Source organism: Lysinibacillus sp. KCTC 33748 (assembly GCF_002237755.1).
In the GTDB taxonomy this organism is placed as follows: Bacteria; Bacillota; Bacilli; order Bacillales_A; family Planococcaceae; genus Lysinibacillus.
Genome location: NZ_MWSJ01000034.1, coordinates 17,943 through 41,343, shown reverse-complemented (window position 1 = coordinate 41,343; position 23,401 = coordinate 17,943). Strand labels below are relative to the sequence as shown.

The window sequence follows — 23,401 nt, the reverse complement described above, 5'->3', positions numbered from 1 at the left end:
TTAAAAAATTTCGAACTCTTCCAATTCGCCATTCATTGGCAATTCTTCGTATACTTCCCGCACGTCTGCCAAATCATTTAGCATTCTTGCAATTTTTTCGGGAGTTTTCAATTTGAATATTTCAATTAAAGGGATTTTCTTATTAAATTCTTTTTCTATACTATAAGATAGAACAGAAGCATTTAGTGAATTCCCACCCATTGCAAAAAAGTCGTCTTCAATACTGATTATTGATTGCTGTAGCACTTTTTCAAATAGATGAACGATTTTTTCTTCCGTTTCATTTGTTGGTAATACTTCATTCCCCGTTCTTTTTTTCATCGTTGGAGCAGGTAAGCTCTTCTTATCCAGCTTTCCGGTTCTACCGAAACTAAATTGTTCAATATATTGATAAAATTCCGGAAGCATATACCCTGGTAAATGTTTAGCCAGTTCATACTTGATTTCAGAATCTAGAAGCTCCTCTGAACCAATAAGATAAGCACATAATGTCTTTTCTCCGTTTTCATTAGTGTAAACAGTTACTGCTGCATTATTGACAGTTGGAATAGCTTTCAGACAACGTTCGATTTCTTCCAGTTCAATCCTAAATCCACGAATTTTTACTTGCTCATCCACTCGACCAATATAGATTACTTGACCCTTCTCATTCACATATCCCAAATCTCCGGTACGGTAGACACGTTGTCCTAGTTGGTCATTAAATGTAAATGTCTGTTCTGTCAATTCACTATTATTTAAATAGCCCCGTGCAAGACCGCATCCTGCAATATATATTTCACCTGGGATACCTATTCCACTTAGTAAATGGTTATTCATACATAGAACACTTGTCTGGTTAATTGGATAACCGATCGAATTTTGTTTATACTCTTCCGCTTCTGAATACTGCTGAACTGTAGCCCATACTGTTACCTCACTAGGACCATAGCAGTTGTACAGCTTAGTAAGATCACTTCCAGCTATACTGCGATATTTATCGATCATCTCTATTGAAACAGCCTCACCACCGAAACATAAAGTCTCAATCTCGACTAATTTTTCAGTTTGTCCGCTTTCAATTGCATAATCTAAAATCATATTGAATAAACTCGGTGTCAATACAACAAAATGGTTAGCCATTTTTTGAAGCATTATTTTAGGATTAGTCAATTCATTTTCTAAAACTATATCTAAAGTAGCTCCTAGCGCTAAAGAAGGGAAAATTTCAAAGACCGATCCGTCAAATATATAGTTGAAACATTGCAAAACAAGAGACTGTTCATTAACCTTCAAAATTGAGTTCAATGATTGAATTAGGTTTACTACTCCTCTGTGCTCCAGCATAACACCCTTAGGATTTCCAGTTGTACCAGATGTGTAGATGACATACATCAACTGATTAGGTTCAACCGGTGGGAGAAAAATATCCTCAGAAGCTGTCAGATTCATTTCATTCATGTTTATGAATATTACGTTTTCATCTGCCTGCTCACTAAGAAGCTTACCTTCTTCATTATTGAATAGAACAAATTTAGTCTGACTGTCTGTCAAGATAAACATCAAGCGGTCGATTGGGTGCTTAGGATCTAAAGGTAAATAGGCACCGCCTGCTTTAATTATCCCTAACATCGCTATAAACATTTCAATTGATTTATCCATCACCAATGCAGAGATATCTTCTAATTGAATTCCCTTCCGTCGGAGCTGACTAGCCAAAATCGTTGATTTCTCATCTAGTTCTCTATAGGTAATCACTTTATCTTCGAATCTAACAGCATTTTTCTCAGGAAAACGAGCTACTGCTTCTCTAAAATAATCCAAAAATGTTATGGAGCTATATTGTTCATAGTTTTGATAATTTTTCTCCAGTAAGAATTGCTGCTCTTTTTCTGGCAGCATCTGTACCGTGCCCACTACTCCCAACGGATCATTCAAAACAGAACCTAAAAGATATAGAAAATGTTCAGATAAACGGGATATTGTTTCTTCTTTGAATAAATCTGTCGCATACTCCCAATATAAATGGTATTGACCACTAAGTTCACTCATGCTCAATGTTATGTCAAATTTCGAAACCTTACTTTTAATTTCCAAGAATGACATTGAAAAATCTGCAGTCTGCATTTTTATATCATTGTCATTTTGAAGTGCAAACATAACACTGAACAGTGGATTACGGGATATGTCTCTTACAACAGTGACCTTGTTTACCAATTCCTCAAGCGGATATGCGTGATTTTGGAAAGCATCTAAACATTTATCTTGAACCCTGTCTGCCAAGTCAATAAATGTTTGCTTTTCATCAATCTGGTTACGAATCGGTAATGTATTGACGAACATTCCAAGCATATTCTGAGTAACCTCATGGTTTCTTCCACTGAAAGGTGTTCCCACAACAATTTCATCCTGCCTGCTATATTTACTCAGCAACAGTGTGAAAGCAGTCATCAATACTGTATATTCTGTATATTTATGCTCCTGACAAAACGCTCTTAAATGGTTCCTCAACTCGTCAGGCATTATACTAATAAAACTTTCCCCTTTATTCGTTGGAATATTCGGTCTTGGATAGTCTGTTCGAATATTCAAAGTAGGAATTTCTCCTGAAAATTCTTCTAACCAATATTTCTCCTGTTCAGATAAATCGACCTGATTCTGCCAGGCAGCAAAATCTTTATAGTGCAGCTCTATTGGGGTAAGCTCTTCTCCTATATACAGAGAAAGCAGTTCTTCAATCCAAATTGTTGTTGAAGCTCCATCGGAAATGATATGGTGAATGTCTACCAATAAAATATTGTCTCCACCTGTTATTTCTATAAAGAGTGCTCGAATCAAACAGTCCTCTGCCAGATCAAATGGCTGGACAAAATCGTCATACATATCTTTTAGTTGCTCTTTTGTCCCTTTTTTACTCTCTAATTTGAAAGTTATCTTATCCTTTACCGCTTGAACAGGATGACCATCCTTCAAATAGAAGTTTGTTCGCAAAGATTCATGACGCTCAATCAGCTGAACAAACGCTTTTTCCAATTGCACCGTATTAACAAAACCTTCAACAGAAAGAGCTGTAGGAATGTTATAGAGTGTCGATTCTTTATGCAACTCACTTAAGAGATACATACGGTTTTGTGCAGGGCTCAACAGATATTCAGCTGTTTCATTGGTAACTGGTTTTATCTGCATAATCGGTTGTTCTTTATGAATTTTTTCCGAATCAATAGTTTTTGAAACTGCTGAAATCGTAGCTAACTCTTTAATTTCCTTGATCGTCAAAGTCACATTGAATACTGCATCGATTTTACTAATTACGCGCATAGTTCTTAAGGAGTGACCACCCAGTTTATAGAAATCTTCCTCCAAACCAATTCCGCTGACTTCAAGCACTTCCTCAAAAATAGTTCCCACAAGCTTCTCAGTTTCTGATCGTGCTTCCCAAGCATCAGGTTGATTCAACTTTCGTTCAATTTTAGGCAGCTTCAACTTATCCACTTTACCATTGCTATTTAGCGGCAAATTAGGTAATTGAATCCACGATATTGGAATCATATACTCCGGTAATACCTCCCGAAGCTTTTGCTTCACAGTTTCAATAGAAATCGTTTCTTTTCCAACAAGATACGCAATCAAGTGAGGATCTCCAGTCTCTTTTTCGACCGTAACATAAGCTTCCTGAACTTCATTCAGCTCAACAAGACGACTGACAATCTCCCCCAATTCGATCCTGAAACCACGAATCTTGATCTGTTCATCTGATCGATCAAGATATTCAATATCTCCCATTTCATTCATTCGAACAATATCGCCTGTTCTATATAATATTTGATTAGGGATTAAAGGATGGGTAATAAACTTTTCTTCCGTCAGTTCTGGACGATTTAAATAGCCTTCAGCCAACCCGTCTCCTCCGATAATCAGCTCTCCAGGCATCCCCACATCACATAACTGTCCATAGACATCAAATAGATAAACTTGTGTATTGGAAATCGGCTTCCCAATAGGCAAAGATGGAAATTTTTCAATATCTTTTACAGGATAATAGGTAGTAAAAGTTGTATTTTCTGTAGGTCCATAAATATTATTTAATTTTACAGACGGTGTTTCTACTAAACACTTGTTCATATGCTGCTCTGAAGCTTTTTCTCCGCCAACATACAATTGAGTCAGACCTTCAAAAGCTTTATTGTCTAAGTCAATCAATGAATTAAATAAAGCAGTAGTTATAAACATTGTTGAAATGTCATGATTTTTAATCATTGCTTTAAATATCTCTACATTGCTGAGTCCGTTTTCAGATGCAACGTACAAATAGCCGCCATTTAGAAGGGCTCCCCAAATTTCAAAGGTTGCCGCATCAAAAGCCATGGATCCAGCTTGAAGTAAACGGATATTCAAAAAATCACAATAGTTTGTATTTATAACTAAACGAATGATACTTCTTTGATTAATTAATACCCCTTTAGGCTTTCCTGTAGTACCGGAAGTATAAATTAAGTACGCCGGAGTAGAAGCCGTAATCGACGGCAGACTGACCTGAGTTGCTGACTTTATTAATTCACTATAATTTATTACTGGGACTGCTAACAGATTAGCTTCATCCTCCATAACAACACATAGTTTACATTGGCTGTCTGTCAAAATCATATTCATTCGCTCTACAGGATAGTTAGGATCTAAAGGTAGATAGGTTGCACCGCTTTTCAATATACCGACCATTAAAATAATAGTAGCCGCACGCTTATCTGAGATAAATCCAACGATATCCTTTTCTTTAATTCCCTGTTCTGCCAGACCAGAAGCAATCTGATCAGAAATTCTATCTACTTCTTCATACGTAAATCTGTCCGATTCATCTTCTAAAACAACTTTATCCGAATAAAGGGATACCTGTTTTTTAAATAATTCAACGATTGAAAGTTCACTTGGATAAGGTACTGGCTGATTATTTAATAGAAGTAATTCTTCTACTCGTTGAGACTCCGTGTGTGCCACATCAGCAATTAGACCATCTGGATTTATGACTATTTTCGTTAATATAGTCATAAAATAACCGGAAAGTCGCTCTATTTCACTTTGAGTATATAAATCATACTTGTATAAAAACGAAAGATTCAAGCCGTCTTTTTCATAAACACTTAATGAAAGTGGATAATGAGTTTCTTCACTTGCATCAATCAAATCTAAATTCAAATCCGATGCATTTTCTTCCATTTTATAGTAATTTTCAAAAGCGATCATTGTTTGTATTAAATTTTCCTGACTAGCTGTCAATAAGTTAATTTCAGCCAATGGATATTTATCGTATTCACTAGAGTTTATTGCCTGATCCTGTACTTTTTTCAATAGCTCAGCTACAGTCATTCCTTCTTCAGTTCTGATTCGAACTGGAATCATGTTAATAAACAGCCCTAACATTTCTTCTGCTCCAGAAATTGCAATATCTCTACCAGATACGATTTTCCCAAATACTGTATCATTTGTATAATTGAATTTATGCAGAACTAAGCCCCAGACTGCCTCAAAAATAGTATTTTTAGTTACCCCATACCCCTTAACCAGTTGGTTAATTTTTTGATTGACTTCAGCAGGAACTTTTTTATCTATCTTACTTACCTTACGGATTCTTTCTTCTTTTATTTCACCTTGTTTATAAAAAGGAGAAATGTGATTGACTGCATCATAATCTTTCAACAGCTCGCGCCAATACTCTCTAGCTTCTGTTTTATTTTGGCTTTCATTTGCCTTGACGATATCACTCAAACTTGCCTGTTTATTTTGTTCCACTTCTTCTTCTAAATCCTTGACAATCTTACCAGTAGTTAATTCTCCGTAAAACTTAGTGAAATCATTCAATAAAATCGACATACACCAGCCGTCCATCGCAATATGGTGGAAAGTGAATATCAGATAATTTTGATCAATTTCCTGCCCCTCTACAATAGTTAATTTAAATGGACTCTCATTTTCTAAATCAAAGCCCTGAAGTATTTTCCTTTGTGCAACTTCTTCAATTTTCTCGTTTTCATCCAAAGTATAGGCATCAAGCAATAAATCATCTTGTTTCAAAATAACTAGTCTCGGCTCAGAATATTGACTGCATGCAACACGACTTCTGATGATTTCATACTTTTTACTCAATAGATCAAGAACTTCTTGAATTACTTTTACATCAAATCTTTTCGGATTACTGTATACTGATTGCACAATATAATTCGTTGATTGAGGCTCAGATAAATAATGATATAGAATTCCTTCCTGCATTGCAGTTAAAGAAATCAGTTTCTCAATTTTTCTACCGCTACCATCAACTGAAGCAACAAGACGTTCCAATTCCAACTCAGGCAGAATCAGTTCTTGGTAAGTCTGTGGTTTTTCAAGTTCTTTCTGACAGTATCCAATAAGTTCAAGAACAGACTCCTTAAATAGTTTCAGTAGATCTTCCATTTCTAGTTTAGTGATTTTTTTAGCATTAAACAGTATTTTTATGTCCATCTGATTATTGATGATAACTATATTGAAGGAAATAGGTGTACTAAAATTATTCTTAGAGCTGAATTCCTCTCCTACAGGAAGATCACTGATTTTAAATTGATCTTCATTTGAAAGTGTTTCATTTCTAAATTGTCCTAAATAATTCAATGTAACTTCTGGCTCAGCAAATGCCGTTTCCTCTTGATAAGCAGTTAGTAAATTATAGCCGATCCCTTTATTAGGAACTCCTTGTAAAGCTCGTTTGATTTGTCCAAAGCTTTCCCGAATGCTTTTCTCTCCATGTTCCACAACAATAGGATACGTAGAGGTAAACCAGCCAACTGTTCTGTCTATATGAATACGTTCATATAAGTCTTCACGTCCATGACCTTCAATCAATACAGATACCTGTTTTTTCTGATGGTACTGACCTAACGACCGAATTAATGCAGCCGTAATACTTTCAAACACAGAAGTATTAAAAGCTTTACCTATTTGATAAAGTAATTGCTCAGTCTGCTCTTGAGATAATGAAGCTTCAATATACCCCTGTTCATATCCTTCAGCATCAGAATTTAAAAACTTGCTTTCTATCACTCGATTAGTAACAGCTTTCCAATAAGGTAATTCTGACTGGGCCTGTACTGTACCGGCAAACTGTTTCAACTGTTCACTCCAAGATTTATAGGATTCTGTTTTTTGTCCTAATCTAACTGGAGAATTCTTTCTTATTTTTTCGTACAGATGATTCAAATCTTCCAACAATATTCTCCACGATATGCCATCGATCACTAAATGATGTACACAAAGGAATAAATAATTCTTTGTGCCAGTTTCAAATACCGCTGCTTTAACCATAGACACTGTTCTGTCTATTTCATGATGAATTTGATCAACATGCTCAGCAATTAGCTGCTCTTTTTCCTTTGAATCTGAAATATGGCTCAAATCATTGATTTGAATCAACTGCTCAGTGATTTCTTCACTTTTCCGAATATACAGCTCCTGTTCTTTTACGATTGTACGTAGAAGGTCATGATGCTTCAGTAATTCAAACATCATTTTTTCTAATATATCAATATCGAGTTTATCGGAGTATTCAAACATCATAGCTTGATTGAAATGATCAGGCTCTTCTAAATTGCTTTGGAGAAATCTTTGCTGAACAGGTGTCGGAATGAAAACACCAGATACTTCACTTTGGTCTATCTTAGTTACTTCAGAATCGCCTAAAGCATTTTGAATATTGATAATCGTTTTTTGCTCCATGATTGTTTTTACATCAAAGTGAATCCCTAACTCACGAAGCTTAGAAACAATTCGAATCGCTTTAATCGAGTCCCCTCCCAGCATGAAGAAACTATCATCGATTCCCATATCTTCTACACCCAGAACTGATTTAAAAACAGCAACAATTTCTCTTTCTTCTTCGGTTCTAGGCATCATGATTTGTTTATTTAGGCTGATTTTCGGCTCAGGTAAAAGTCGCTTAGCTATTTTTCCATTTCTCGTCATCGGGAAATAGTCTACCTGCATAATAACTTGTGGAACCATATAATCTGGTAAAGTTTGCTGAAGATCTTTTTTCAGTTGTTCCATATCCATTTCAGCAGTACCGATTACATATCCTACTAAAGCTTCTGTCTGATTTAATACACTTTTTATACAAACAGCATCCTTTACTCCAGACAACCTACGAATATGCTCTTCCACTTCTGAAAGTTCAACTCTAAAACCTCGAATTTTGACTTGCTCATCGATTCGACCTAAATATTCAATATTTCCTTTTTCGTCCCAACGAGCTAAATCTCCTGTGCGATATAATCGCTGATCAATCACAAATGGATCAGGTAGAAACTTCTCCTTAGTCAACTCAGATTTATTTAAATAGCCTCTAGCAACACCACTGCCTGCAATACAAAGCTCACCAGGTACACCAATTCCGCAAAGCTGATCGTCTCTCATAATATATATCGATACGTTGGCTATTGGCCCGCCAATTTGATTGGAGCCCACGATATTGTTTTCTCCAAAATCATTAGCTGAGCAACAGACAGTTCCTTCAGTTGGACCATAACAATTGGATATTTTACTTAAATCAGCCTTACAGATATTCTTATATTTATCGAGAATATCTTTAGTAACAGGTTCTGCTGCTAAATAAACACGTTTCATCTGAGTCAATAAATGAACCATGTCATTTTCCTTTGCATAGTCGAGAAGTGAGTTGAACAAAGTCGGTACGATTGTAATATGTCTATTCGGCAATAATTTCAATAACCGATCTGGTTCTTTTCGACACTCCTCTGGAACAATTTCTAAAGTATTACCACTTAATAGCGGAGGGAATATCTCCCAAACAGAACCATCAAAAATATAGTTAAAATTTTGTAGAATAATTGCCTCTTCATTATATTCACCAAACTTGCTTTTCCATTTGGCCAAATTAACTACTGAATGATGCTCAATCATTACTCCTTTAGGATTTCCGGTCGTACCTGAGGTATAAATGATATATGCTAGGTCTTCAGGACTAACTGTTTCCACGATAACTTTCGATTTAGTTTCCTGCAGCTGATCCATATTAATGACTGTTAACTTTAATTCTTCTAATTCTTTGCTTAAACTTTGATTATTCGTGATAACTGTATTTATCCGACTGTCATCACAGATATATCGCAACCGTTCCGGTGGATATTCAGTATCCAAAGGAATATACGCCCTTCCAGATTTTAATATACCGAAAATAGAAATAATTGTATCCAACGAAGGCTTTAGATAAACTCCAACTAAAAAATCTTCTGCTTTATGATTTTGCTGTATTATATGAGCAACTCTATTTGCTTTTTCAACCAGCTGTGCATAGGTAAGTTGCTCTGTCCCCATCATCAAAGCTATTTTATCTGGGCATTTTTTTACTATTTCTTCAAACATAGAGTTAATTGTTTCGCCTTTTTTATCTAGCCTACGATCTGATGACAAGGAGGAATTTATACTAAACTCCTTTAACATCAAATTTTGCTCATTAGCGTCAACCATAGAGCTTTCTCCAACTTTTTTCATTGGATTATCAAGAACATCAGCAAGTAATGTTTGATAGTGATGGGCTAATCGCTGAATTGTCGATCTCTTATACAAGGCCTCCATGTAGGTCCATTCAACAAATACCTTCCCATCTTCTTCTATGATAACCGTACTAATATCAAATTTACTTGTCTCATTTTCATATTTTATTGATTCTAAACGTTGTTTATCAAAATAAAAAGTGGAGGCAGGATTGACTTGATAAGCAAAAAACAAATCAAAAATAGGGTTGCGCGAACGATCTTTTTGATGTGGAATCTTTTCAACCAACTTTTCAAAAGGATACGCTTGATGTTGAATAGCTCCTGTAACTTTTTTATTGACTTGCTGAACCAAATCATTAAATGTAGCATTATTTTCAATTTCCGCTTTAATTGCTACGGTATTTACAAACATCCCAATCATATCTTTTGTCGGAGCCAGAACCCTGCCTGACATCGGTGTTCCTAAAATAATTTCTTCGTTTCTTGAATAATGGCTGATTAGTAGCATATATGCGCTCATAAAAATTACATAATTAGAAACACCCATTTTTTTGCTTAGATCATTCGTCTGCCTAATGATTTCGTCACTTAAGGGTATTTCAAGATAGTTTCCTGTATTGTTTCGCTCCTGAGTTCTTTGAAAATCAGTTTTCAACTCAGCAGAATCTACCTCGTCCATGAATTCTGTTAGCCAATACGTCTCATCAGCCTGTAAATTTTGCTTTTCCTGCCAAGCAGCAAAGTCTTTAAACTGCAGTTCGGCCTTTAAAACCTCTTCTCCATTATAGAAGCGGGTCAACTGTGTCAGTAAAGTCTCATAAGACCCCCCATCATAAATGATATGATGGAGGTCCATAAACAGATAGCTGATATTTAATTGTTTGTCATACAAGACTTTTGTCCTCATAAGCGGCGCTTCGCCTAGATCGAATGCTTGAACAAATTTTTTCTGTTCTTTCCTTAAATCAACTGTTTCTTGTTCGTTATAATGATAAATCGGCTGAACTTTCTCACTTATTTGCTGAACAAATAATTCTTTTGTATGAATGAAACTTGTACGTAGTACTTCGTTATGCTCGTGTAATTTTTCCAAAGCTGCATACATTTGCTGTGTATCAATCAAGCCATTTATACGAAATATCATAGGTACATTATAAGCATTTTTCATCTCTTGTATTTCTTCTAAAGCAAAAATCCTTTTCTGCGCTCCTGACATTCTATAACTTTTTTTCATTCAAACCTCCAGCTCTTCTGCTGCTTCTATTTCAAAGTCACAGCCGATTTCTTGATTTTTATTTATTTTTAAACATATATTACGAACTGTCTCGCTTGTATAGATAACCTCTAATGGTAGCGAAACATTCAATTGCTCTTTGATTCCACGAATAACTTCCATAGTCTGTAAAGAGTGTCCACCTAATTCAAAGAAAGAAGTTTCTACTGAAACATGCTCCAGTTTTAAAACCTGACAGAAAATACCTGCAACAACTTCTTCTTCTCTCGTACTTGGCAGAACAATCTCTTGTTCTTCATTAAAGTCCACTTCTGGCAATAATTTCTCATCTACTTTTCCATTAGAATTCAACTTCAGCTCGTCGACCCAAATAAATTTTGATGGAATCATATATCCCGGTAATGCCTCAGACAGATTTTCTTTGACTACCTCCAACATTTGTTCACCGATAAGATATGCTACAATATGCTTTTTCCCTGCATTTTCTACAACAGTAACAAAACTATTTTGGATTCCGGGAATTCCTTTCAGTTTATTTGTAATTTCATTTAATTCAATGCGATAACCTCGAATTTTAATTTGTTTATCGATTCGACCCACATATACAATTTCACCATTAGGTAGCAATTGTCCAAGATCTCCTGTTCGATAGATTCGTTCTTTTGTTCCTAATTCACATTGTGTAAAAGATTTTGCATTCAATTCCGGATTATTTAAATATCCAATAGCAAGACCATTTCCTGCTAAACATATTTCGCCAATCATTCCCACACCACAAACAGATTTTCCATTCAACAAAAAGACTTTAGTATTTTTTAGCGGTTTACCAATAGGTATACACTGTAAATCATCTTTTGGATCAATTAGATGGAATAGCGAGAACGTTGTATTCTCAGTTGGTCCATATATGTTGTGAATCCGACCCAATCCTGTTTGTAAATATTTTTCAACATGAGATCTTGATATTTGTTCCCCTCCAACATAGAGTTGTTCAATATTTTTGAATATTGTTGGATTTAATTCGATCAACTTATTGAATAATGCTGTAGTGATAAACATCGTATCAATCTGATGGTTGTCAATAATATCAGCCAATATAGCGTCGTCTATATATTCTTCTTTCTTACAAAGGGTCAAACAACCACCATTTAATAAGCTGCCCCATATTTCAAAAGTTGACGCATCAAAAGAAAGAGAGCCCATTTGAATAATCTTTTTCTGATCCAATTGCACGTAGTTGGAATTTTTCACCAAATTAATGACGGATGATTGCCCGATAAGAACTCCTTTTGGCTGTCCAGTAGTTCCAGAAGTATACATCACATAGGCATGGCTCCCTGGATAAAAGTCAGATATTTTCTCCGAATTACAAGGAATTGCACTTTCTACTGATTCAATTCTTATTTGTTGATAATTATCTTCATAGCTGTACTTTTTAGAACTTGTTTTAATTAAACCTTTTGCATTCCCATCTTCCAACATAAAGCGGGCTCGTAGAGGAGGAACCGTCTCGTCAATAGGAAGATATACGCAACCAATCTTTATGATCGCCAAAATCCCTATAATCGTTTCTACATTATGATTAGCTTCAATTCCAATTACTGCGCCAGGTGATAGCTTAAGTTCCTTCAGTCTCGCCGCATAATGATCTGACCAGTTATCTAATTCTTTATACGTCCAAGTTCGAGTTAGATTTCGAACAGCTGGTTTATCAGCATACATTTCTACTTGTTCTATAAATAATTGACTCAGACTAGTTTTATTTTCAGGTGGAGAGGTTTCTTGATTAAAGATTGTATATATTTGCTGCTGTTCATTTTCATCTAATAACAATAGGTCAGCTACCAAATCATTTTCATTTTTCATCAAGTTCATCAATAGTACATATAATCGATGACTCATGCGTAAAATAGAATCTCTATTGTATTTTTGATGATCATAGAGTAGCTCAACTGTCAGTACATCCATATGCTTGATGCTTAATGTCAGCGGATATACAGCACGCTCATTCACCTGCTCTAGTTGCAATGTTATAGTACTATTCGGAAGACCGAACTCCTTATCACCAAAGGTCGAAAACTCATACAGACTTTTCAGCTCTATGTTATTTTGCCGCTGAATCTCACTCAGGGAACAGCGGCTGTTCTCAATACTGACCATATTCTGATTCGTTTGTTCTTCAAATAAATCAGATATTCTTTTCCCATTTTTATCTGTTACTCGAACAGGAACCGTATTAATAAACAAGCCTACACTTTCTTCAATTCCTTCTATCGCTATCTCTCTGCCTGAAACGACTTTTCCAAAAACAATATCTTTAGTAAATGTATATTTTTGAAGAAGTACTCCCCAGGCAATTTCAAAAAATGAACTGACTGTCAATGCATTTTTATGACAGAATTGCTCTATCTTTTCTGTTTCCTTTTCAGTTAATAGCAGTTTAACTGGTGTCGTTTCTGAAGTTATTTTCTCTGGTCCTGTCAGAAATTCTCTGGCCGGTTCCAATGCAGATAAAACATTGTTCCAATATTCGTATTGCTTATCTAAAGACTCCGGAGCATCCTGTCTTGTGAATTCTTCAAAAACTTTATTTTCAGTTTGAGTACTGTAAAGACTTTCAAAATCAAATTCTTCGAGCTTATCATAAAAGGCAATCAGATCTCTATAAATAAGTTGACCGCACCAGCCGTCCATTAATATATGATGGAAAGTAAATAGCAACAGGTAATCTTTCTTTGTTTTGATCAAGGTAAACTGAACCAGTTTTTCCATTTCAAAAGTTATTTCTTTCTGTGCATCATTATCGATAATTTCCTGTATTTCAACTTCTGATTTATTCGAGGCATCTATAAAAACGAATAACTGGTCCGTCTTGTCAAGTTTTATCTGTCTAGGTATTGCGACTTCCTGATAGATAATTTTCGATCTTAAAACACCATATTTTTTTGCCAGTAATTCTATAGCTTTTTCTAACTGTATAGTATCTACATCCTCAACAATCCGTAATACATTCTGCACGATGTATTTCCCTGGAAAAGGATTTTTCAATGTTTCATATAACATTCCGCCTTGAGTACTTGTCAGGGGATAAATCGATGCAACAGTCAATCCTTTTTGCTCCAGTGTCTCTTGTACTGCTTCAAATTCTGATATCTTCCAAACATATTCACCAAAATCAGACGGGGTACAGTTGACTCGGTCAATATGTTCTACACAATGTTGGACAGTGTTCTTCAGCTCTCTTTGGAAATTTTCGCTTAAATTATTAATATATTCTTCTGAGAAGTATGCTTGATCAAAACTGAATGTACATGAGAATTTCTTTTCTATCACTACAGTATTAATAGAAATTTTAGTACCAAAGATATTTTCATCATGGACCTCTTTACCAAAAAAACTATTACTCAGCTGAAACATTTTATTTGAAGAATCATCAGCAAATTCACCTAGATAATTGAATGTAATACTTGGCTTTATATTGTTAAGACCAACATCACCTAGCTGACTTAACACTCCATAACCAATACCGTTTTTAGGGACTCTTCGCAGATGTTCTTTGACCTGTTTAATCGCTACCGGTAACTCTTCTTCTAAGTTTTCAACAGCTACCGGATAGACACTAGTAAACCAGCCGACTGTCCTATCTACTTCTATCAGTTCATCTAATATTTCTCTACCATGTCCTTCTAGGCATACCCCCAAAATAGAAGATGGCTGTACGGCTGCCATTGCTCTGAATAGGCTGGTCAACAAAAGGTCATTCATCTCCGTTGCGTATGCCTGATTAGAATTCAGGAGCAAATCTTCAGTAAATGTTTGAGAGAAAGTGACTGTTTGATGCACCATTTGCTGTACTTTTCCAGTCACTGGTTTGGAAGGGGGTGCTATTTTTCTAATCTTCTCTTCAACATCTAGCCAATAATCAATTTCTTTAGTCAGCCCTTTATTTGATAGATATTTCTGAATTTTGTTACTCCACGTTTTAAAAGAGATTGTTTTATCTAATAGCTGAATATCGTTTCCTTTTACTAAACTCTTATACAAGGTGTTCAAATCTTCAATAATCAACCGCCAAGAGACACCATCGACAATTAAATGATGTGCCGTCAGCATCAGGTAATTTTCTTTCTTTCCTTTTATCAGCGAGGCCTTGAATAAAGGCGGTTTAAACATCGTTATACTTTCCTGAATATCATTATTTTTTTTGGTTAAATATTCTTCCTCAGTCATCCCTTCATTATCCAGCGAATAGTCAAATTCAAACAATTCATAGTAGTCATGCTCTCCAATCTGCTTAACTATTTGCTGAATTGAATGATCTTCCCCTTTTTCATAAACAGTTCGTAAAACACAATGGTGCTCAGTTAACTTCTCCAATGATTGTTTTAAAATAGAAAGATCCAATTGCTCTTTTGTGGATAACATGATCGACTGATTGAAATGATTCGGAAACGGTAAATCACTAGCAAAAAATTCTTTTTGAATAGCAGTCAATGGAACAAGACCGGTTGAATCATCTTTTTCTGGAGCCATCTTTGTACGCTCTGCCATCTCTTTTGCAATATCCTTCAATATTTTGTTTTTCATGATTACCTTAATCGAGATGTCGTAGTTCTTCTGACGAATACGAGATACTACTCGAATCGCCTTGATTGAATCTCCACCTAAAGCAATAAAATTATCCTCTATAGAGATTCCCTCATGCCCAAGCACTTCTTCCATTACTTCAATAACAAGCATCTCTTTTACTGTCAGTTTTCTATCATTGTTAATCTTTTTCTTTCTCTTCGGAATCGGTAGTTCTTGCTTGGCGATTTTTCCGTTCAGTGTCTTAGGAAATTCGGACACCCTGATATAATGTTTCGGCATCAAATAATCAGGGAGATAGTGACTCAGCTTTTGATAAAAATGTCCTTCTTCAATTTCCTTCTCACTCACGTAATATGCACATATTTCTAACTGTCCTTGAACAGACTGAATCATTACTAAAGCATCAACTACACCAGTATATTTCCGTAAATAATACTCTATTTCATTTGTTTCCACTCGATATCCGTTAATTTTTATTTGATCATCACTGCGTCCAAGTAAAATAATTTGACCGTCTTTATCCCAATATGCCAGATCACCCGTTCTATATAAACGTTGATTTCCTAATTCAGGGATCCTAACGAATTTCCTTGCGGTCATTTCAGCTTTGTTCAGATATCCTTCACCTACACCAGCACCTCCTATACAAATCTCACCAATCATATCTATTCCGCAAAGAGCATCACCATTCAAAATAAAAATATGGACATTTGAAATTGGTTTGCCGATAGGAACGATCTGACCATCTATAGATTCATCAAAAGTAAATGAGCTGGCACAAACGGTTGCCTCTGTTGGACCGTAATTATTATGAAGCTTCCCCAATTTTGCTCCTGGTAAGCGGCTGTATATTTCTATCAACTCTTGTGTTACTGGTTCAGCAGCTAAAAATAAGTGATCAAAGCTGTTCAGCTGTTCGACTTTCTGATGCTTCTGTGCATAGTCCAAAAGTTCCCTGAAAATGGAGGGTACCATTGTGATTTGGGCGTTTGGTAGCAAAGATAATAACTTTTCAGGATCTTTTCTTTCTTCATCAGATAAAATATGAAGCTCACATCCTGAAACAACACAAGAAAAAATTTCAGGAACGGATCCGTCGAAAATAAAGTTGAAATTTTGTAAAACTTTCGTATCTTCGGTATAGTCTCCATACTTTGTAAGCCAAGCTGCCAAATTGATCACACCGCTTTGTTTCAAAAGTACACCCTTTGGCTGTCCAGTAGTCCCCGATGTATAAATGACATAAGCCAAATCTCCCCGAGGTGCTTTTGGACTTGAACAAGGTTGATTCTTTGTTTCTGCTATGGAAACAACGTTGATCAAATCAAATTGACTATTCAGCTCCATATCAGCTGGTAGTAATCCTGTTAAAATTACATTGACTCCCGCATCTTTCAACATAAATGAAATACGTTCCTTCGGATGGCTTAAGTCAATCGGCAAATAGGCCGCTCCGGCTTTTAATATTCCATAAATGCCAATAATCATGTCCAAGGACCGCTCTGACATTAACGCAATAACTTCATTAGGTTTAACACCTTTTGCCACCAGTTCATAAGCAATTTGATTGGCACGCTCATTTAGTTCTCGGTAAGTCAAGTATGATGTACCAAAAGAAATAGCTTTCCTTTCTCCGTGTAACTCTGCATGTTCTTCTAGATAATCAATTAAATAATCCTTTAGTTCAAATGGCTCATCAGCTTTTACGAAATTACTTAGAATTTTATTTTTTTCTGAATCTGAAACCATTTGTGTAGTCATCTGGTCCGCAGAATCAGCCTTTTTTATTTTTTCTAAAAGCAATTCAATTCGTTCACACCATAAACCTACTTGCTCTTCTGTCACTGAGTCAGCTGTGATGGAAAATGATATAGTTTTCTGATCTTTATGTTTCTGGTAAGCTACACCTATATTTTCTTTCCCTTGTAAAACTTCTTTCTCTATGATGTCAGCTTGATATAGAAAAATACCGTCTGTTATTGTGTCGGTTTTTTCTATTTCTCCTTCATTCAGCACATATACCCCTGTCTTCTTCACTAAATAAACTGATTTATTCAGTAAAAAACGATCAACCTCTTTATAAACAGACCATGCAGTGATGAGGTCTTTCTGCAATTCGCATTCATCAACACTTTGACTGTGATAGTCTGCATTTATGCTAAACATATATTTTTTTGTCATTTGCTATAAACCTCTTTTCCAGATCATCCATTAAATTGTCTAAACAATTTTTCACAAGACTTTCTTCATTTTTTCTCACCGGTAAGGATACTAACAAATTATCTGCATAATTGTTTATATATATTTCCATCGATACTAGATTTGTCGTCATCTGTGAAAAGAGAAGAAAACTGTCATAATCTAATTCGAAAACTCCTTGGAAATTAACAGTAGGCACTTTTTCGATCAGGTCTGTTTGATGAAGTTTTCTTGAAGCCATCAACTCTAAATAGTTTATTTTTTCTTCTTTTTTTATCGATTGAAGAAGACTGATTTCTTCTTCAAGCTCTTTTGACTGATTGATAGTCAGCGGTAAAAGATCTAAAAATGGACCTATTCTTCCTTGATAGTCTCCAGATAACTGCTGTCTGTCTTCTTGTAATAAAAACACTGGAATATCATCCGATGAAAAATTAATTTTTATAATTTCACTGATAATCTTCTGAATAATTAACCATGGACTCTTCTGATACTGCCTTTCAACTTCTGCGCCCATTTTTATCGTGAAAACTGTACAGTAATCGAATTCCAGTATTTTATCAAATTTAGATAAATATTCCTCTACAAACTGAATTCTGCCCTCAATTTCCTTTTGATAGGACAGAGGCTGCTTATCTCTTATTTCTTCTGCATAATCCCTAAAGCTCGCAATACCTGATTGCTGAGGTTCATTCATCTCTAGTATATTTAGTATTTTTCTATGGAATAGAACAGTACTTGTTTTATCCCACACTGAGTGACAGCCGATAAAATGAATATCATAGTGTTTTTCAGTATGTTGTATAATCACAAATTTGCATAATAATGACATTTTAGTGTTAGGTTTATCACCGATTGGATAGTTCTCTACTACTTGATTCAAATAATCTTCCACATCTCCCTGATAACTCGTACGGGAAATAAAATCTATATTAGATAGAGATGGATAAACAATCAACTCTTCTCCATCATAAGCTGAACGCAAAATATTCTCATGAGAACAGATGAGTTGAATAGCTTCAATAATCTGTTCTTTAGTATAAGCACCTACTACATGAATGGTTTCCTTGATATTCTTTCTCACATCTTCTAAATAATATCTTTGAAGGACTGTTGGTTTAAATGTCTCTTCTACTCTCAACGGCTTTGTTACTTGATCAGTTATACAATCTGATTCCTTTTCCGCCTCGAACAAATGTTCACAAATAAACTGTCTGAACTCTTTCTCATTCATCTGAGGGGATAACCAAGTCATATCTTTCGATTGCAAAATAAAATCTGGGATTTTCGATATTTCAACATTTCGGAAAAGATACTGCTGGATTTCCTGCTTCAATTCATAGGTCAGATTTTCTATAAATAACAATGAATATTCTTTCTCTTCTGTACACAGGGTATAAAGGACTGTTTTCCTCTTATACTTGGATAAAGCCAATATTATGGAGTCTTTCTCTGAAATAGATCTCTTCTGCTCAACAAAAGCATTTGAATAATTAGACGTTAGCATTTCTTGTAGATTCTCTGAGGCTGCCTGAATGATCCTCTTCAAAAGTGATATATTTTTCCATCTGTCTTTATTCGGGTAAAAATTAATATGCATTTTTCCTTCAAAAAGCACAGCTGTAATATCTAATGCTCCCCCAATACTGTTCTCTTCACTTATATCCCTTCCATGCTCTAAATCAGATAAAACAAATGCCATCTGTTTCGTCTCTGATCGTTCCATTTCTCCTAAATAATTAAATGTAATATCCGCGAACGGTTCCTCTACTTCACCATTGACAGTCAGCCCGTAGCTAACTCCTCCATGAGGAACTTGTTCAAATACGTCCTTCACATAACCTATTTGCTGCTGTAAAACCTCTTGTTTTGAAAAATCAAAAATGATTGGATAAACACTTGTAAACCAACCAACTGTTCGATCTGTTTCAATCGGTTTGGATAATATTTCTCTTCCATGTCCTTCTAGATTCAGTGCCACTTTCTTTTGTTTACCTGCATCTCCTACAGCTTTAGCAACAGCTGTCATCAATAAATGCTGCATTTCAGCTCCAGTTTTATGACAAATTTCAGTAAGCAGCTTTTTGGTATCCTCTTTATTTAAAACAATTGAACAGTCAAAAGAAGTATCAGCGTCTATTTCCTGTGCAACAGGAAGCTCAGCATGTATTAATTGACTTTCTACTTGTGTCCAATAATCTTTTGTTTTCAGAATTGCTGTTTCATTCTTTTCATTCTCTAGATAATTGGACCAGTCAATAAAGGAAGCTGTTTTTTTAGGTAAAACAATTGATGCTCCTTTTTTCTGTGTTGCGTAAGCATTTTGGAAATCTTCAAATAAAATCCTTAAGGACACTGCATCCATCACCAAATGATGGAACGAAAATAGTAAAAATGTCTTGTCGTCTGTATAAATCAAACCAATTTTAAATAAAGGACCAGATTTAAGATTGATACTGCTCTTGATACGTTCAGCCTGGTAAATCAGCTCTTCTTTCCATGCATCATTCTTACGTAAATCAATGACTTGCAAATCAAAAAATCCTTCTTCAGTAAAATCGTGTATTACCTGTTCTTCGTTTTTGAAAGTTGATCTTAAATTATCATGATGTTTGACCAAACTATTCAATACAGCTCTTAATATATTGCAGTCAACTTTTTCATCCGCTTCAATCAGCAGCGACTGATTGAAATAATGCTGCTTAGTCATTTTTCTCTTGAAAAATGTTTTCTGAATCGGCGTCAGATTAACCTTACCTGAAACAGTTCCTTGAGCGTATTTTACCTCTTGCTCTATCATCAAAGCTTGAGCAATTCCTTCTACTCTTTTCAGACTCAGAATATCACTGACCAAAATCTTATATCCCTGTTCTCTAACTTTTGATACTACCTTGATTGCTTTGATTGAATCTCCACCTAAATCAATAAAACTATCATTTATACTGACTTTTTCTAAACTGAAAATTTCTTTAAACACATCAGCTATTAAGACCTCTTGCTCATTTCGTGGAGCTACAAACGCTTCTGTCATCAATAATGAAGGCTTAGGTAATTTTATCGAATCTAATTTTCCATTGATTGTCTTCGGCAAAGTTTCCAACATAATCATTTGAGATGGGATCATATAATCAGGTAATCTTTTATGAAGTTCTGCCTTGATTATATTCTCAGTTACGGTTTCCTCACAGACAATATAAGCACAAAGAATCGGAGTATTCTCGATTTCTGATAAAATAACAGCTGCTTCTCTTACGTTGGAAATTTGAAGTAATTCCTTTTCAATTTCAGCCAACTCAATTCGGAAACCTCTTAATTTAATCTGCTTATCTTTTCTGCCGATACATTCAATTTTCCCATCACTGTTGATGAATCCCAAATCACCCGTTCTATATAGCTGTTCATTAGATTTGAATGGATGTGAAACAAAGCTGTTTGCTGTCATTTCAGGGCGGTTCCAGTATCCTCGACTGACACCTTGACCTCCAATACAAATCTCACCTTTTATACCAACAGGGCAAATTTGCTCATCCTGCATGATATAAACTTCTGTATTGCCGATTGGTTTTCCTATTGGAATCCGTAATCCTTCCGCTTTTGTAATTTCATTTGTCAGAGCAAACGTTGTTGTTTCTGTAGGTCCATAACCATTAATCAGTTTTATTGTCGGGTTATGGCTGATAAACTTTTTAACATGTCTAACAGATAGATTTTCTCCACCAATCAACAACTGCTTTACAGACTCTCCGAAAGAACTCTTGAGAGATACAAATTCATTGAATAAACTAGAGGTTAACCATAGTGTATTAATTTGATATTCATCAATAATTTGATGGAATTTATCCACATCCAACAATGCATCTTCTTCTGCTAAAAACAGTGTCATACCATTTAAGAGTGTTCCCCAAACTTCGAAGGTTGCTGCATCAAAAGCTAATGAGCCAGTTTGAAGTAAACGAACATCCTTGAAATCAACGTAATCAGTATCTTTGACTAAACGAATGATGTTACGATGTGTTATCATTACACCTTTTGGGGTCCCGGTTGTTCCCGAGGTATAGATCATATAAGCCATTGAATCAAGCGTCGTTTCTATTTCCAAATCTGATAATTCCGTTGGCTCAGTTTCTAGATCAGAAGCAGCGATTATTTCTGCTCCCTGTATAAAGGAAAACTCAGAAACTTTATGATCGATTACAATCAAATAATCTGAACCGCTGTCTGTAACAATCGACTGAGCACGTTTTTCTGGATATTTTGGATCAATTGGTACATAAGCAGCACCGATTCTTACTACAGCTAACATTATTATGATTGATTCGATATCCTTTGTTGAGATAAAACTTACATACTGTCCCGGCTCAATCCCCTTATTTTTTAAAGCCACGGAAGCTTTCATTACTCGCTGATCAAGTTCTTTATATGAAAGCTCATTTTTTCTAAAAACTAAAGCGGTCTTATCCGGATTTTCCCTCACCTGCTGATCGAACAGAGCATTCAAATTATGATATTTTGCTAGATCACTAAAACTGTTCAACGATTCTATTTGTTCCAAATCCTCTGTACTACACAGTCTTATATCATTCAGTATCGTTTCCTTATTCGTAAGCAGTTCCTTTAATATAAATTGAAATCGCTGATTCAGACACTCAATTGTTTCAGGTTTAAATAATTCCGCAGCATATTCCCAATAAATATGATAGGCGCCATCAATCAGACAAAGATTAACAGTTAAATCAAACTTTGCATTTTTATACTCAGTTTCAACTGGTTTCATCTTTGCTTCACCTAGCTGATATAATGACAGATTATCTTCTGATACTGAAAACAGCACATCAAACAGAGGGTTTCTGGATGGATCCCTCGGTACATTCAATTCATCAACCAACTCATCAAAAGGGTACTCTTGATAAGAATAAGCATTTAAGCATTTTTGACGAATCTCTTGAATAAGCGTTTGAAAAGTCTCTTCGTATGGAATTTCATGATGAATAACTAATGTATTTACAAACATACCTAACATATTCAATGTATCTGGATGTGTTCTTCCGCTTACAGGAAACCCAACAGTCACATTTTTCCCCATGGAAACTTTACTTAAAAAGAACATAAACGCTGATAACAAAACCATAAATTCTGTAGCATTCGTTTCATCTGCAATCTTTCTTATTGCCTCTGTCTGTTCTATTTCAAAAATGCTTTTTAAATTATTTCCAACAAAATTTCTATTGGCCGGTCGTAGATAATCATGATTTAAATCAAGCGTTGTTTCTCGTCCTTCCAATTCATTTAACCAATATTCTTTTTCTACGTTCAAACTCTGCTTGTGCTTCCATGCACTATAATTTTTATACTGAATAGTTAGTTCTGGCAATGTGTTTCCGTTGTACAAACATTCCAATTCTTTAATCAATACATCGACAGAGCCGCCATCACAAATAGAATGGTGGATATCAAAAAACATCATGCTCTTTTCAGGATTTATCTTTATCAATTGGACTCTGAATAGCGGTGCCTTATTCATATCAAAAGGTCGAACGAATTTTTCATATAATCTGGTAACTTGTTCTTCTTTTGCTTCAAGATAACTAAAATTAGCTTCACAGCGTTCCTCTATGATTTGTAGGAAGTTTTCGTTGTGGTTAACAAAATAAGTTCTTAGTAGTTCTTGTCTGATAGTAAGTTCATTTAAAGCCCTTTCTAGTTGTAAACTATCAATATTCCCCTCGATTTCTAACATCATAGGTATGTTATAAACTGTACTGTTCTCCAATAGCTGCTCCAACACAAAAATCCTTTTTTGTGAATCACTCATTCTGTATGCTTTTGCCATATTCTTTTCCTAAGCCTCCTTCTAGTTAAA

Annotated in this window: 3 protein-coding genes; all 3 read right to left on the bottom strand. The window is 35.3% G+C overall.

What is annotated here, in order from left to right:
• Genes B1B04_RS24015 through B1B04_RS24005 form a run of 3 tightly spaced genes read right to left on the bottom strand, consistent with a single transcriptional unit; the run spans position 1 to position 23,371 of the window.
• Positions 1–10,752, bottom strand: a complete 10,752-nt coding sequence (locus B1B04_RS24015; RefSeq protein ID WP_079563951.1) for a non-ribosomal peptide synthetase — start codon at positions 10,750–10,752, stop codon at positions 1–3.
• On the bottom strand, positions 10,753–17,523 hold the full coding sequence (locus B1B04_RS24010) for a non-ribosomal peptide synthetase (protein WP_079563948.1): 6,771 nt from the start codon (positions 17,521–17,523) through the stop codon (positions 10,753–10,755).
• On the bottom strand, positions 17,501–23,371 hold the full coding sequence (locus B1B04_RS24005) for a non-ribosomal peptide synthetase (protein ID WP_079563946.1): 5,871 nt from the start codon (positions 23,369–23,371) through the stop codon (positions 17,501–17,503). Before B1B04_RS24005 ends, B1B04_RS24010 begins: the two co-directional genes overlap by 23 nt.
• Positions 23,372–23,401 lie beyond the last annotated feature (30 nt).

Coding starts and splice junctions, on each gene's coding strand:
- B1B04_RS24015 (WP_079563951.1), bottom strand. CDS start 10,752: ATGAAAAAAAGTTATAGAATGTCAGGAGCGCAGAAAAGGATTTTTGCT.
- B1B04_RS24010 (WP_079563948.1), bottom strand. CDS start 17,523: ATGACAAAAAAATATATGTTTAGCATAAATGCAGACTATCACAGTCAA.
- B1B04_RS24005 (WP_079563946.1), bottom strand. CDS start 23,371: ATGGCAAAAGCATACAGAATGAGTGATTCACAAAAAAGGATTTTTGTG.